At 43.6% G+C, this 15,616-nt stretch carries 12 protein-coding genes and 2 pseudogenes; 4 read left to right on the forward strand and 10 right to left on the reverse strand.

All coding sequences use genetic code 11. The features are described 5' to 3' along the window. Window positions 1–420: 420 nt before the first annotated feature. From HHK01_RS11665 to HHK01_RS11690, 6 genes are all read right to left on the reverse strand, one after another. Window positions 421–1,758 (reverse strand): transposase, encoded by a 1,338-nt coding sequence (locus HHK01_RS11665; RefSeq protein ID WP_322619369.1) that lies wholly within the window; start codon window positions 1,756–1,758, stop codon window positions 421–423. A 103-nt stretch (window positions 1,759–1,861) separates the two neighbouring features. Continuing rightward, window positions 1,862–4,387 carry a DNA translocase FtsK gene (locus HHK01_RS11670; RefSeq protein WP_228027558.1) on the reverse strand — a complete coding sequence of 842 codons (2,526 nt, stop codon included), beginning with the start codon at window positions 4,385–4,387 and terminating at the stop codon, window positions 1,862–1,864. 397 nt (window positions 4,388–4,784) lie between these two features. Beyond that, complete coding sequence (gene ytpR / locus HHK01_RS11675) at window positions 4,785–5,396, reverse strand: YtpR family tRNA-binding protein (protein ID WP_170007960.1); 612 nt, start codon at window positions 5,394–5,396, stop codon at window positions 4,785–4,787. 4 nt (window positions 5,397–5,400) lie between these two features. Then, entirely contained in the window at window positions 5,401–6,204 is an 804-nt protein-coding gene (locus HHK01_RS11680; protein ID WP_407646961.1) for a DUF1444 domain-containing protein, read from the reverse strand. 168 nt (window positions 6,205–6,372) lie between these two features. After that, on the reverse strand, window positions 6,373–6,690 hold the full coding sequence (locus HHK01_RS11685; RefSeq protein WP_170007961.1) for a thioredoxin family protein: 318 nt from the start codon (window positions 6,688–6,690) through the stop codon (window positions 6,373–6,375). 3 nt (window positions 6,691–6,693) lie between these two features. Continuing rightward, a complete protein-coding gene (locus tag HHK01_RS11690; RefSeq protein WP_170007962.1) occupies window positions 6,694–7,737 on the reverse strand; it encodes a PTS sugar transporter subunit IIC in 1,044 nt (347 codons plus the stop codon). Between the two features lie 1,015 nt (window positions 7,738–8,752). Here HHK01_RS11690 and HHK01_RS15960 point away from each other — a divergent pair. Then, window positions 8,753–8,947: pseudogene (locus HHK01_RS15960) on the forward strand (HAMP domain-containing protein); the annotation flags it as partial. Then, complete coding sequence (locus HHK01_RS15965) at window positions 8,942–10,054, forward strand: methyl-accepting chemotaxis protein (RefSeq protein ID WP_407646962.1); 1,113 nt, start codon at window positions 8,942–8,944, stop codon at window positions 10,052–10,054. The pseudogene HHK01_RS15960 and the gene HHK01_RS15965, both read left to right, overlap by 6 nt. 351 nt (window positions 10,055–10,405) lie before the next feature. On the opposite strand, the gene HHK01_RS11700 is transcribed toward HHK01_RS15965, so the two are convergent. After that, complete coding sequence (locus HHK01_RS11700; protein WP_170007964.1) at window positions 10,406–10,921, reverse strand: hypothetical protein; 516 nt, start codon at window positions 10,919–10,921, stop codon at window positions 10,406–10,408. 159 nt (window positions 10,922–11,080) lie between these two features. Between HHK01_RS11700 and HHK01_RS11705 the strand changes: the two genes are divergently transcribed. Further along, window positions 11,081–11,542, forward strand: a complete 462-nt coding sequence (locus tag HHK01_RS11705) for a YtoQ family protein (RefSeq protein WP_170007965.1) — start codon at window positions 11,081–11,083, stop codon at window positions 11,540–11,542. A gap of 103 nt (window positions 11,543–11,645) precedes the next feature. On the opposite strand, the gene HHK01_RS11710 is transcribed toward HHK01_RS11705, so the two are convergent. Both HHK01_RS11710 and HHK01_RS11715 read right to left on the reverse strand, forming a co-directional pair. Further along, complete coding sequence (locus HHK01_RS11710) at window positions 11,646–12,179, reverse strand: DUF84 family protein (RefSeq protein WP_170007966.1); 534 nt, start codon at window positions 12,177–12,179, stop codon at window positions 11,646–11,648. 73 nt (window positions 12,180–12,252) lie between these two features. After that, window positions 12,253–13,326, reverse strand: coding sequence for a M42 family metallopeptidase (locus tag HHK01_RS11715; protein ID WP_170007967.1), 1,074 nt, complete (start codon window positions 13,324–13,326; stop codon window positions 12,253–12,255). A 140-nt stretch (window positions 13,327–13,466) separates the two neighbouring features. Here HHK01_RS11715 and HHK01_RS11720 point away from each other — a divergent pair, with 140 nt between their 5' ends. After that, complete coding sequence (locus tag HHK01_RS11720) at window positions 13,467–13,793, forward strand: hypothetical protein (protein ID WP_170007968.1); 327 nt, start codon at window positions 13,467–13,469, stop codon at window positions 13,791–13,793. Between the two features lie 592 nt (window positions 13,794–14,385). Here the strand turns inward: HHK01_RS11720 and HHK01_RS11725 are convergent. Continuing rightward, a pseudogene (locus HHK01_RS11725) lies at window positions 14,386–15,043 on the reverse strand (transposase); the annotation flags it as partial. Window positions 15,044–15,616 lie beyond the last annotated feature (573 nt).

Genomic DNA, 15,616 nt, shown 5'->3' on the forward strand with positions numbered 1-15,616 from the left:
AAGAACTATGACAAAGGAGATGACACATTTCAACATCTTACATTGTATCGGGCTTTGCTGTTTAAGTAAAGAAAGACTCTTGTTCTCTCAGCTATGAGGAGTAAATATAGATAGTTATATGGCAGCTTTCAATTTCTAATGTTAAAATTTACCATATACATCAAGTTATTTTTTTGCCAAAAAAGTAATCCTAAATTAGTTTTTATCTATTTTATTTTTGGCTCTAATTAAAAGTAGGCTGTTGATTTCCGCTCCAGGTGCTCGCTTTCCGCGGGGCGGGCGGTGAGCCTCCTCATCGCTGCGCTCTTGCGGGGTCTCACCTGTCCCGCTAATCCCGCAGGAGTCGGCACCTTCCGCTCCAATCAACAGCGTGCCAAGTATTAATTTTGCTTCTTATCACACCCTTTGTTATAGTGAAGTTTAAGTGAATCTTATTTGAATTGGCTTTGCTAATTCAGCTACATCCTCGTCTGTTACCGTGCGACCGCGAATCGCTTCTAACAGGTTCGAGGATTTTTCTTTTGCTGTTTTTTTCAACTGTTTCCATACGCTAGACCCTTTTTCGTATAGCTGCATCAACATGTCCGCAATCTGGGTGAGAAGATAATGATTTTTCATCGCTTGGTACTGGTGGCTATTGGGGTGTTCAATAAAATAACGCGTATTTTTTTGTTGATTAAAACCTTGATTCTCGATCTTCCAACGGCTTCGACCTACTGAAACCAGCCGTTCTGCATTGTTCTTGTTCACTTTCATATTCGTGATAAAGACAAATTGTCGACTTGTTCCTTCTTCTGTTTCGAACTTAGATTCCAGTACATTCACCATTCTTTTATGATAGGGCATGTCATTGACCCAAAAAAGATGACTCTCCTTTTGACCTTTTTCCATCGTTTTTATCGCATAAAAATCGGACGCAATACTTCGTATTCTGCCTTCTTTAAATCGGAAAAGGTATTTCCAGTTGTACTCCTCACAACGACTAAATACAGGCTCACATGCGTATAGGCTATCCCCTAAAACACAAATAGGCAGCCTCTTATAGGTCTGCTTGAGCTTCTCCGCTAATCTATGAAATGCCTTTAATTCGCAATCCTGTTTGGTGACGTTTTCTGATTCATTTTCAATAAATTCCGACCCAATGCTATACACCATATCGCCTACCACTAGCTTGGCTTCCAACACATGATGCATGTATACCGTCTGGATTTCTCCTGTTTCCTTGTTCTTATATTCGCGTCTCAAACAATGTTCACAGTGCTTCTTCTCAAAAGAATACAACCCGGTGCCGTCAAAGATGACGCCCCAGTATCTCCCTTCTATTTTGTACTGGTCGAAGCACCGCTTATTGAACAGTTCCTTGATCATATAAGTCCTGATTTCTTCTAATTCTGTCACTTCTAATCCAGTTAAAAAGTCGTTAATGGTGTCGTAATGAGGGAGTTCTTCCAACTCGTCTAGCTGCAATGTTTTCCTCATATTCTCTATACACTCATCCGTATTTAATGCGTCACTCATGCTTCTCATGGAAGTCAAACCCATCACGTTTTTTAACAGAGTGGTATATAAGAGTACTTCTGGCCCATAGGTAATATAGCTCTTTGATCGGTGATCTTTTACTTTTTTTAGTTTGTGAATTAGATCCTTAAAGAAATGTCTTTGAGTTTTTGTGAACTCGAAGAAATAATTCGTCTCTTTTTCCTGTTTTCTTCTCTCTTTTCTCGTAGCCATAGTAATCCTCCTAAAATGTGCAGTCATATAGCACTTTTGTACCGTTAAATTATCTCATATTTAGCACATTTTAGGGTCGATAGACGTAAGATTAGCTCGAAGAATTTTTACTCTTCAGTACTGTTGTTCTCTACTCTTCGATAGCAGAGGCCAATTCATCTTTTGTCATCAAGACATCACGCGGCTTCGATCCTTTTGCTTCCGAAACAATACCTTGTAATTCTAACAAGTCGACTAAGCGAGCTGCCCTGTTGTATCCTACTCTGAATTGCCGTTGAATGAGGGAAGTGGACGCATGCTGCTGCTTTACAACAAATGCACACACTTCTTCAAACAAATCGTCTTCTGCCTCTTTTGCATCAATCTTCTGCAGCAATTCCTCTTGTTGGAACAAATAGTTAGGTTCGTGGTCACGACTCACGTCTTTAACGACAGCCTCAATTTCATCGTCTGTTACAAAAGTCCCTTGCATGCGGACAAGTTTACTAGACCCATTCTCAACGAATAGCATATCACCTCTGCCTAATAACCGTTCTGCACCTGCCCGGTCCAGGATGGTTCTTGAGTCGACTTGAGATGAAACTGAAAAGGCAAGACGTGTTGGAACGTTTGCCTTAATAAGACCCGTGATCACGTCTACAGACGGCCGCTGCGTTGCGAGTAATAAATGGATTCCACAAGCTCGTGCCTTTTGCGCAATCCGACAAATTGCCTCCTCTACATCGTTTGGAGCCATCATCATGAGGTCTGCTAATTCATCAATGACGATGACTAAATAAGGGAGCTTATGGGAGTATTGCTCTTCCTTCTCACAAAGTTCATTGTATTTTTTTACATCTCGAACGCGAGCATGGGCGAACAGCTCATAACGACGCTCCATCTCTTCAACAGCCCACTTCAAGGCAGCTGTTGCCGCTTTTACATCTGTAATAACTGGACTGACAAGGTGTGGTAGCCCATTGTATGGAGCCAATTCCACTACTTTTGGATCAATTAACAGCAGGTTCACCTCGTGAGGCTGCGCCTTATACAGTAAGCTAATCAGCATGGAGTTAATACACACACTTTTTCCAGAACCAGTAGCTCCCGCAATTAATCCGTGCGGCATCTTTGCAAGGTCAGTTACAATGGGGGCTCCTGATAAATCAACTCCCAATGCAACTGTTAGCGGGGATGTAGAGTCCCGAAATACAGAAGTTCCCAGCACTTCTTTTAACACAACTGGTCTGCTCGATGCATTCGGAATCTCCACACCAATTGCTTGTTTACCAGGAATCGGGGCCTCAAGACGAATATCCTCAGCTGCAAGATTTAGTTTTAAATCGTCAAGTAAATTTGTAATCTTACTTACCTTCACACCTGGTTCTGGCTGAATTTCAAAGCGTGTAACACTAGGGCCTTGCGTCCAATCTACTACCTTTGCTTTCACATGAAAGTGAGAGAGAGTTTCCTGCAGTCTATGTGCTTGTTCCTCAGCCCAAATCGTAGCGTCTTCCCCTTTAATAGGGTCTTGTAGCAAAGAAAGTGCTGGCGTGTATGTCCAGGTGTCTAATTCGTCATTTTGTGGAGGAATCCACTGTTTTGTACTCGACACCTCTTCTTCATGATGCATGAACTCTCTTTCTATTGTGGCATCTTGAGTTCGACGTGTATTTTTAAAATCTTCAATAAAATGTCTTTCATCCGCAACAGCGACTTCGCTAGCTTTCATCGCTTGCTCTTTTTTACGCTGTTCTTGAGCCTCGTAGCGAGTTTTATCCTGCTTTAACATCAACACATTGAAAGGAAGATGACTACGCTTTCGAGGGGTATCTTCTTCTTTATTATCCGTTGACGATTCCTCAACGGAAGGGGAATCCTCAATAGAAGGCGCTTCTTCCTCAGCATCTGTATCTTGATAGCTATTGGAAATTGTCGCTACTTCCTCGTCACTGCCTTCAGACTCCAGATAGGTAGCAGGTACTACGCTCTCCGAAGAATCTAACCCGTTCTCTATGGAAATACGATGGTAAGGTTGTTTGACAACGCTTTCTGGTTCTTCTTCAAAAGAGAAGGACTCTCGTTGTTTCTCACTTGATGGTGTATTGATGGGGAGAGAAACGCTTTCTGACTTCACCTCTTTCTGCTGAATTTGCAAACTAATATCTGGCTCGTCGTTCTCTGTTGCCATGGAGAGTGAACGGAGTGACTCCTCCACGCTGTTCTCTTCGTCTATGCAGGTGGATGACCATGAAGATGTCGTGCGTCCAGGTCTTTTTTTAAACCCATAAATCGGAGAAGGGATTTCTGTCGGTTGAAATGGACGAGATGGACGGAAGACAGGTTTCACTTGCTCAGAATCTTTTTCAGGCGCAGGTTTTACCTCAAATTCCTTTTGTGGCATTTGCTGACTCTGTGCGGCACGTTGCTTTCTCCTAGAGCTTTTTTCTTGCTGCATACCTTTAGGTGACTGTGCAATCGTATTTTCTCTAATTCTTCTTTTCCTAGGTCTACCCTCTTCATTTTGGATGGGTTGCTTATACTTTTGCTGTTCTTGCATAGCATCCCGTTTTGGATAATGATAACGAATACGAGCCTTAATCTCCTCATTTTCTTGGAGGCTACTATGTAAACGATCTTTCAGCGTTGAGTCTGCTGGCATACCTTGTTCTGACATCTGTTTGTTTGTGGAAGATGTGCGATCTTTCCACCAAGAGCGAAAACCCATCATAAAATCCTCTTTTCCTTCTATAGCGTAACAGGGGTCACCTGTTTCTATTTATAATTAATAGCTTTATTGTAACAAGAATAAGGACGGTTTGGGGAAGTGTAGGAAGTGGTATTTTTTCAAACATTACTTTCGTCCATTGTGGGATTGACTAGTGGAAGGATTAATTTTAGAGTGCACTACCGCCTATCCACCGACTTTTTGGATATAGTAGACGGTCCATAGAAGATAGTCCGGCAGTTTTAACTATTCTACAGGAAAATTTGATCATATAGTAAACGCTTTTTTTCATTGCCTCACTTTTATCAAAAAAAGAGACCCTTTTAGGCCTCTTTTCCGCAACATATTATCCTTCATACGTGAACTTAAACGCATCTCCTGGCGTCGCTGCGTCCGGGAGTACGAGAATGCCTTTTTCCTTTGGCGGGTTCTCCAGGTCCAGCTCCTTCGCCGAACAAATCATTCCGTACGATGGTACACCTCTTAATTCTGCGTCCCGGATTAATAATCCAGACGGCATGACTGCGCCAACTTTTGCGACGACAACGCGTTGCCCTTGCGCCACGTTTGGTGCACCACAAACGATTTGAACTTGCTCTTCTCCAACATCAACTTGGCACACGTTAAGCTTATCCGCATCTGGATGCTTTTCCATGGAGCTTACGTACCCGACAACAAAGGAGGCCTTCGCATCAATTTCTTCATCAAAGCCAGCGTCTTTTATAACAGATTGTAGGGTAGTAAATTGATCGTTTGTAAACACATTACGCCCTTGCTCTAAAGAAGAAAAAATGGTAGAAGCGTTAAAAAGATTCCAACCAGTGGTCTCACCTGTTTCACTGTTGCACACTCGAGCCACGTTTCCTTTTCGCTCGACTTGACGCTTATCTCTATCCACAGGTTGTACAATCACAAGTAATGTATCGCCAACCCCTTGTAAGTTATAGTGAATGTTCATTGATTTACTCCTTTGACTTTTGTTTACCTAAAATAAAGATCGGCTCCAATTCTCCGTCCTCATATAGAAATGAAAGTGCAGTAATCGGGACGCGGCCTTCCGCAAAAAACTTCATCGTCATTTGCGCTAAAATATCGTAACCAGTTTGATTACGGATATCACAAATAATACAAACATCTTGATGGGGAACCGCAACCGCCATCTCTCCCTGCATATCCTTTTTCAGCTCGGAAAGCCAGCGGTCATTTAAGATACGACTCGCATCGTATCCATCGTTTGTATTTAAAAAGTAGAACACATTACCAGCTACTTCATCCGATTTCATCTCAGTAGGTAGAGACCGAACGTGAAAACGAGCAATTTCCCTAATGCGATCTTTCGTCCATCCGTATTTCTGTAAAGTTTGTTCATCGACGAGGCGGTATGTGTTCCCAAGGTCAACTGCATAATAAATTCTCGTTTCAGCAGTATGTTCATCAGTGACAAAGGACACCCCTTCCTTTGATTCTTTCGGAAAAGATGTAGAGCGAATTACCGGGTACACATGTTGCTCTTTTCCATCTAGGGATAAGGTGGACACCATCTCGCGGAGCGCTTCATTGACATAGTAGACCATTTCCTCAATAGCCGCGTCTCCCTCTACCTCCCACTTCCCAACAAGCCTAGGGAGTTCTATCGTTACACCTTTTTTTGTGTCACTATCCTCAATTCGTAACGTATCTTTCTCACGGTCAAAGGAGATGGTTCGATCCGGGGCCTGGCACCGCTCTATGAGCAAATCCCGCATCCGTTTACTATCCATCTTCATCTTATCCACCACCTCCTGTTCTCTCTCGTTATTGTATAGATTATCTACTACCTTTTTCAAGTGACAGGAAAGGGGATACTTTTAACTGGGTAAATACTACCCATTATAAGACAAAAGAAAACTCCCCAGCTGTAAAGGGAGTTTTACGCTACTACATCCTTGTCTACACTACAGTTTACTAATGAAATTCTCAATCTCTTCTCGCGTCTTACGATCTTTACTCACAAACCGACCTAATTCCTCGCCATTTCTATAGGCAACAAAGCTCGGGATCCCGAACACACCTAGTTCACCACATAAATCAATAAATTCATCTCTATCAACAGACACCCATTTTATTGAACCCTTTGTCGCCTCTTCTAGCTCAGGTAAAAATGGTGCAATGACTCGGCAATCTGGGCACCAGTCGGCTGTAAACATAAATAGTTGTGTCGTTTCCATTTCTTTTCTTTGTTGAAACTCTTCTAGCGAAGTGAGTGCATCCATCGTTTAGTTTCCTCCCTGGTCTAGTCGAAGATCGCCTGGACGTATCCAGCCTATTTTTCTCAACCATTCTGATAGGAGTAAGCTTAACACAGCAGGAGCTACGATGTGCAACACGACGACTTGGAGAAGGACTGTTGTGGAAAAGCCCATTACTTGAAACGTCATGAACTGACCGACAAATCCACTTGTACCCATTCCGGCTCCAGCTGGGTTGTTTTCCATTATCCAAACTGTTGTGGCAATCGGTGCAAGCACTGCACCCGCTATTGTCGGCGGAATAAGAACGAGTGGATTTCGCACAATGTTCGGTACTTGCAACATGCTCGTGCCAATCCCTTGTGCAAAAAATCCTCCCCAGCCGTTTTCACGAAAGCTGGCTACTGCAAAGCCGATCATTTGTGCACTACATCCTATCGTAGCTGCACCTGCCGCCACTCCTTCCAACTCCAGCATAAATGCGATTGCCGCACTCGAAATGGGAGCTGTCAAGGCAAGCCCCATAAGCACGGCAACAATGATTCCCATTAACACGGGTCTCAATGTGATGGCCCATTCGATCCATTCACCAAATGCACCGACAAAACCACCAATGGATGGACTTGCCAAGTAGGCGACTGTATAGCCGACTGCCACAGTCACAATCGGCGTTACTAAAATATCGATACGTGTCTCTTTACTCACCAATTTTCCGATTTCAGTAGCGACAAGCGCGGCAACAAAGGCACCCGCAGGTCCACCTGTCAATCCAGCGTCCAAGTCCCCATAACTTGCACCGAATCCTCCAACAACCAGTGCAGAAAACAAAACGAGCGGAGGTGCTTTTAAACCATACGCCACAGCTGCTCCAATAGCTGGCCCCATATACCCTTGAGCGGTTCTACCCATCTCTTCTAAAAACGGAATTCCTAAAGGTCCCCCAATCGTTTTTTCCAAAATTACCCCGACGATTAACGTAGCAAACAAACCAATCGCCATGCTACTTAACGCATCGATAAAGTATACCTTCGGGGATAACGTTACGCCCTTTTTTGTTAAAAATGCTCTCAAGATAGTATCTCCTCTCTTTATACCTCTTTAATAATAGTATATGACATCTGTCAAGACACCTGTTGAATTCAGAAATTTCACCATTTGCTTAATCCTCCACAAAAATTGTCGATATAAGTTTAGAACTTACTACGAAAGTAGACTTATTAACAGTCAAGACGAGGGAGGAAAACAAATGAAGACAATACGAGGGAGACTATGGATCACGATTGGTATCGCAATATTAGGACTACTCGTACTCATTGGATTTAATGTATACTACACCATTTCAAACCAAAATTTGATGGAATCGGTTGACGAGTTGAACCAGCTCTCACGAGAAAGCGGACAACTAACTTCCCAGCTAACAGAAAGCCAGGTATACATACAAGAATATTTACGTGAGCCTGGTGAAGAAAAAGCTACTGAAATTCGCGCTTCTCTACGAGCACTTGGAGAACAAAGTATGGCGATTGCTGAAACATACACTATGAGTGATGAGATGGAGCAGAATCTCGGACTCGTTGCAGAGCAAATCCGTGCTTATGACGCAGAATTTCTAGCCCTAGAAGAAATGAAACAAGCGTTAGGTTATGATGCGAATGAAGGTGTTCGCGGAGAAATTGCCTCTCTTTCCAGTTATGTTGGCGCTTCGGCTACCATGCTTGGCTCAGAAACAGTCATCACTCAAACGAATAACCTATTGTTGGAACTTAATCAATTCCTCATGTCAGAAGAGGCCGCAGATTTCAGAAAGTTCACGAAGGGTTCTCAAGAAATAAAAGATCTTTTATCAAGCGAAACCTTTGAAGGGCAAGAAACTGCAGAGCGAATGATAAACATCGTCTCCGATCTTGAACAGCAAGTGAACACAATCGACCAATCCTTCAAACAGACGGAATTGTACCTAACCTCTTTTGAAGCTATTGGTGGAGAAATTTCAACAAAAATGGCAGAAGTGGAAGCCTCCGCTAACGCGTACGCTAGCCAAATAAAAGAGACCAACTCAAGTGACAACCAACTACTCACTTGGATCATGTATGCTGTAAGTGCCATTGTCCTGCTTGTGATTATTTCCATAGGAGGTATCGTTATTCGTCGGGTCAATCAATCGATTCAATCATTAACTGTAGGTGCCCAAATCATCGGCAGTGGGAAATTTGGCTACAGAGTCACGGTCAATAGTAAAGACGAAATCGGTCTGTTAGCTCAAACCTTTAACGACATGGCGGAAAAGGTACAAAAGGCTTTTGAAAAGATTTTAAGTTCTTCTGATCAAGTACAAGCGTCTTCACAGCATTTAGCAGCAATTTCAGAAGAAACGACAGCACAGGCAAACGAAGTAACCCATGCCATTCGCCAGGTAGCCTCTGGCGCTACTGAACAATCCTCACAGCTCGAGGAAGGAACGCGTCTTGTAAAAGAAGTCGCAAATTCGATTCATGAAACGGAAGAAGTGAACGCTACTATTGAAGAAAGAACCACAAACACGAAAGCAGACGGCGAACGTGGACTGGCAACTGTACACACTCTTCACGAAACAAGCGAACAGTTTCTGGCGCTCGCTGAAGGGCTCGTTTCTCAAGTACAAAAGGTTTCTTCCCAATCTCGTCACATCACATCCATCGTCGAGACGATTGAAGAAATTGCGGAAAATACAAACCTACTTGCCTTGAATGCTGCTATAGAATCGGCACGTGCTGGAGAAGCTGGTAGAGGATTTGCAGTCGTTGCCCAAGAAGTTCGTAAACTCGCAGAACGTTCAAAAGCAGAGGCAAGGGAGATTTACCAAGTCATTCAACAAATGAACGCACAAATGGTTCAACTTGAAAACGAAGCCAATTCATTTCATAACTATCGAGAAACTCAAAGCGCTGTCGTAACTGAAACTCACAAAGCATTCGAAAGCATTACAACAAATGTAGACGCCATTTCGTCACAAATGCTTGAGGTAAATCGAGCAGTGACATCGATTAAAACAGCAAATATGACGCTGACAGAACGCCTAGAAGCTATTTATATTATTTCCGAGCAATCTGCAAGTTCCTCGGAACAAGTGAGTGCTTCCAGTGAAAGTCAACTTGATGCGATTGGGCAGGTAAACGAAGCAGCCACAAGCTTGAGCCATATCGCTAGCACATTGCAAAGTGAAATTAGCCAGTTTGATTTAACTACTCAAACAGCACCCGTGAACGAAGAGAAAAAGGCCAAATTCAACTGGAAAGCAACGCGAAACGTATTGAAGAGTGTGAAGGGTTTATTGAGTAAAAAAGAAACAAACTTGGAGAAAAAGAAAAGTTTTTTGAAGCTTAACCTGAAAAGACATAAAAAAGATTAATCTTATCTTCTGTGGAAAAGGGGCGGAGTTACGTAGAACCCTAACTAACATCACATGAATGATCCTAGTAGAGAACAGCTTTGGCCTAAATAATTCAGGGCTTCACTCGCACTGCCTTGATCACAACTAGACTGCTTTGTGACCCGTTTCCATGAATGGTTGAGTGCTCAGCTCATGAATGCTTTCTAGTGGCTTGTATGAATAATGGAGTGTTCAGCTCAGTTTCTTACAAGCTCTTTTTCTTTTTTTACATCACTACAACTGAAATTCCATACACCTTTCTTTTTGACACTACTGTAAACAAAGACTGCCTCACCACAAGTGTGGTGAGGCAGTCTTTGTAATTCCTCTTCAATTCGCGGGTTCAAACGAATTGACGATATCCATCATAGCTGAAGCCTCACTAGACAAATCGCCAACACTTGTAACAGTCGTCAGCTTCACCCCGCCGACCCCTACTGTTAACTCATATTCTTTCTCTGAAAATTGACGACCGACGACGTAACCAAACTGATTGCCTTGCACAAAACTTTCACTAAAAAGAACATCTCCATCGTCAAGGAGCGTTTCGTAGACAGCCTCTGATCCTTCATCCTCTTGATCGTTATAAAAAAGAATATATGTAGAGAACCCTGACTCTAAAATTACGTTGTTTGGCGTTTCTTCACTTTCTATATCCATACCAAATGGTAAATAAAATGAACCGATAGCTGCTTCGTCAGTCTGCTCTTTCTCTTCACTAAAGAACGCAGTCTTCGTAGATGCGATAGTTTCCTCTTGTGCATCGTCTAGAGAAGTTGCGCAACCCGCCAAAAGGACCCCCACAGTTAGCATGCTTCCCTTCCAATATTTCTTCATTTTCCCCATATAGAAATCCGTCCTTCCTATCGAGGTGCATTCGCAAAATTCGACGTATTTTTATGCTACCATATACCTATATTCCCTGTACATGCTTATTTGTCACTTTTCCCAAGCGGAGGATCACTATGCTATACTGGGCAAAAGTAGAATAAGGGTGTGAATCTTATGGAGTATGTAGTGTATTTAGCAGGAGAAATTCATTCCGAATGGCGTCAAGAAGTAAAGGAAAAGGCGAAAGCACTAAAACTTCCTTTAACCTTCGTTGGACCAATGGAAAACCACAGTCGTTCAGACAATATTGGCGAAGAAATTTTAGGAGAAAGGCCAAACCCAATTGCGAAGGACGAAGCTGCCAGCCAAATTAATAACCTACGTACACAAGTGCTGATGCAAAAATCCGATCTCGTTATTGCTCTTTTTGGTGAACAATACAAGCAATGGAATACGGCCATGGATGCGACCACAGCGGTTACCCTTGGCAAACCACTCATCCTCGTTCGTCCTGAAAAGTTACATCATGCGCTTAAGGAACTTTCAAATAAAGCAAACGTAACTGTTGAAACAGTAAACCAAGCGTTAAAGGTAATCGCTTACTTGTACGATGATGGTTCTGTAAACGAGTCATAAGTAGGGAAGACTTCTGAATTGAATGACCTCATGTCCATATGATGGATAACGTGCGAGTGAGGAAAAGGAATTGGTTATGGACCAATTCCTTTTATTTTGTATGTTATAGATGCAATTCTGCTAGAGACTCTTCCCGCTCCCACTGTCCTACTAATGCCTCTACAATTTGATGAAACATGTCGCCACGCAAAATACGCCCGTTAGTAAAAGTCCCGACGGCCCCTTCAGATTTCCGAGTATCTTGTTTTTTAGTGTACCGATCCATAACTGGACCTAGCTCGTCTCCACCAATCACTTCTTTAGCTACTTCATCTGGTAATGGAATGCGAAGTCCTGCAGCGAGATACGTGTTACCCTTTTTGGTGTGTAATGCCCCCCAGTTAGTCAAAAACAGTCTGTCCTCAACTAGTACAACCCCGCCTTCTAAACCGATGCCTATTAGAGCGTCTGGATACGCATCCAGCACTGCCTTCGCTCTATTCATTGCGCCCTGCCTCGTTTCCTTTTCAGAACGTGGTTGATCTGACACCCCTGATGGTACGTCTATCCCAACTACATTTACATTAGGTAAGCTTCGTTGGACTGGACCTAATTTGGCTGGGTTTTGTGAGCCGACTGCGATGGTTAGTTCATTCATTTCAACTTCTCCTTTACGCTTACTACTAACAAAAAAGGTGACCCTTCTCAAAAGAGTGGATCACCCCATATCATTAACTAGATTGCTTAATCGTGTCTACTGTTGACCGATCGCACGCCTTCACTAAACGAACGAGTAACTCTTTCGCTGCTGCATAGTCATCCACATGAACGATGGAAGAGCTCGTGTGAATATAGCGTGAGCAAATACCAATCACTGCACTTGGTACACCTTCATTTGAGATATGTACGCGACCTGCATCTGTTCCACCTGGAGAGACGAAGAATTGGTAAGGAATTGAGTTTGTCTCCGCTGTATCAAGGATGAGTTCTCTCATTCCACGGTGTGTCACCATCGAACGGTCAAAAATACGTAGGAGTGCACCTTTTCCAAGCTGACCGAACTCTTTTTTGCCTCCCGACATATCGTTTGCAGGAGAGGCGTCTAGAGCGAAAAAGATATCCGGATTGATCATATTTGCTGCTACCGCTGCCCCACGAAGTCCAACCTCTTCCTGTACCGTTGCACCAGAGAAGAGTTGATTCGGAATGGACTCCCCTTGAAGTTCTTTTAAAAGTTCGACAGACAATCCACATCCGTAACGGTTGTCCCACGCTTTAGCAAGAACTTTTTTCGGGTTTGCCATTGGAGTGAACGGACAGACTGGAACGATTTGTTGACCTGGTTTCACCCCAATTTGGGCAGCGTCTTCTTTGTCGTCTGCTCCGATATCGATCAACATATTTTTGATATCCATCGGTTTTTTGCGTTGTTCTTCCTGTAACAAGTGAGGAGGAATCGAACCAATTACACCCGGTATCGGCCCGTTATCTGTCATAATCTCCACACGTTGCGCGAGCATCACTTGATTCCACCAGCCACCTAGCGTTTGGAAGCGAATCATCCCGTTGTCAGTAACATTCGTCACCATAAAACCAACTTCGTCCATATGGCCAGCAACCATCACTTTAGGGCCTTGCTCCTCCCCTTTTTTAAGACCGAACACCCCACCAAGGCGATCCTGAATGACTTCATCTGCATATGTACTGAGCTGCTCTTTCATAAATTTACGAACTGCGTGCTCATTTCCCGGCGCGCCAGGAAGTTCTGTCAACGTTTTAAACAATTGTAGCGTCTCTTGATTCACAAGTAAGCCTCCTCATCCAATTCGTCTAACGAAATATTTCCTTTCTATTGTACTAAACTTTTTGACAAGAAGGCTACCATGGCGAGTACAAAACATTTGAGCTATACTGACATCATGTATAAGAAAGCGAGGGATGAGTCATGAAAACAACCCAATCCTTTTTGTTAGGGGTTGCGGCAGGTGCTGTCGGATTGTACATATCACAAAAGAGTGTGCCGAAAACACAATATATCTCAAGCGAAAAAGTATTAAAAAAGGTGAAAGCTGTATTTAAAGCGGAAGGTAATTTGTCTGGTGCTTGGATTGAAATGCGCCCTCAATCGTATGTAAAAAAACCGTTTACTTATGATATATACCGTGGTGGTGTCCAAGCGGATTTAGGAACAGGCACGATGAAGCCCTATGAATTTATTGCGGATTGTAAGACAGGGATCGTATTAGACGTTTATCCGCTTCCAAATTCATAGGATTTGAACTATGAATCGAGGGGCTGTCCCTCTGAACGGGGGATTTGTCCCTTTGAATGCGGTTTTGTTCTTTTGAACTGAGATTGGTTCTTTAAGCACCTGATTTGCACTTACAAACTTGATTCCATGGGGCAAAAAAAAATGACCTGAAGCGCTGTTATAGCGTTTCGGGTCTTTTTCTTAGGCTGTTTTCTAAAAGATTGTTGCTTTTTTAATGAAATCTCTTACAAAGTAGCTATATGATGCGACGTAATGCAAATTCATTTAAGAGCTACGAACTGCTCCGGAAATACACTTCGCTTTCCGCGGGGCGGGCGGTGAGCCTCCTCATCGCTGCGCTCTTGCGGGATGAAATGCGGAAGCGGTCCGTTTTGCTCCCTCTGAAAGATGTTCTTTGGCTTTAGAGGCGTTTTTTGCCTCAAAAGGCGAAGGTTATTTTCAGACGGGAGCAGACCGCTGCATCTAGACACGTCTCACCTGTCCCGCTGATCCCGCAGGACAAGGAAGAAAGGCTAAGGGCGCCACGTCCTGTGGGCCCCCGCTTCAATCAACGGTTTACAAATGAAGATTGAGCATGAACACAGCCTATAGTTTAGGCAACTTGTTGTTGATTGAATAAGGCATGGATACGATCAGCAGCTAATTTTGAAGCATTATAAACTAAGGTCACAAAGTCAAAATGAACTTTGGCACGTTTTCCAATCCGATGACGAACGTTGTTGAGTTGAAAATATTCCTTTAAGTAAGCATTGACTCGTTCAACAGCTGATCGGTCGTTTGAACAACTTTTTCCAAACTTTTGATCCACGAGCGGGCGCTGTATATCTCCGTAGGTCGTTGGTGATTTTGACTTTATATACTTTTTGGCACACGTCTTCGTTGGCTAAAGGGCAGTCTGCACACTCTTTAGGACGAGTGTATTTCAGTGTCTCGTATTTGGCATCAAAACTGTCATAGCGATACGAGTGCTCCCGTAAGCAGGTAGGCGCATAGTGTTTATTAAAACCTACTGGTTCTGGCTCATTTCGCTTGTTATACGCAATGATGGACTGATGCCCCATTCGATGTATTTGTTCATAAATAGGGTCATAATCATAGCCAGCGTCCATGGTCTGATAGCGTAATGTCGGAAGAGCGAGACGTTCATGAATCCCCTTTAATAGTGGGATCGCTGCCTTTCCATCGTTCAGACTACCCGATGAGAAAAGGGTCTGTAGTATGTATTGACTCGATGTGCCGACAGCCAGATGAAATGCTCAGACTTAGAGTGGGATGCTCAGACTCAGAGAGGAATGCTCAGACTTAGAGTGGGATGCTCAGACTCAGGGAGGAATGCTCAGACTCAGAGAGGAATGCTCAGACTCAGAGAGGAATGCTCAGACTTAGGGAGGAATGCTCAGACTCAGAGAGGAATGCTCAGACTCAGAGAGGAATGCTCAGACTCAGGGAGGAATGCTCAGACTCAGAGTGGAATGCTCAGACTCAGGGAGGGATGCTCAGACTCAGGGAGGAATGCTCAGACTCAGGGAGGAATGCTCAGACTCAGAGAGGAATGCTCAGACTCAGGGAGGAATGCTCAGACTTATGGAGGGATGCTCAGACTCAGGGAGGAATGCTCAGACTCAGGGAGGAATGCTCAGACTCAGGGAGGAATGCTCAGACTCAGGGAGGAATGCTCAGACTCAGGGAGGAATGCTCAGACTCAGGGAGGAATGCTCAGACTTAGGGAGGAATGCTCAGACTTAGAGTGGGATGCTCAGACTCAGGGAGGAATGCTCCGATCCACTGCTCACGCTCTGCCTTCGGTTTTCGACCGCGTTTTT

The sequence above is a fragment of the Bacillus fonticola genome (assembly GCF_012955605.1).
In the GTDB taxonomy this organism is placed as follows: Bacteria; Bacillota; Bacilli; order Bacillales; family JC228; genus Bacillus_CG; species Bacillus_CG fonticola.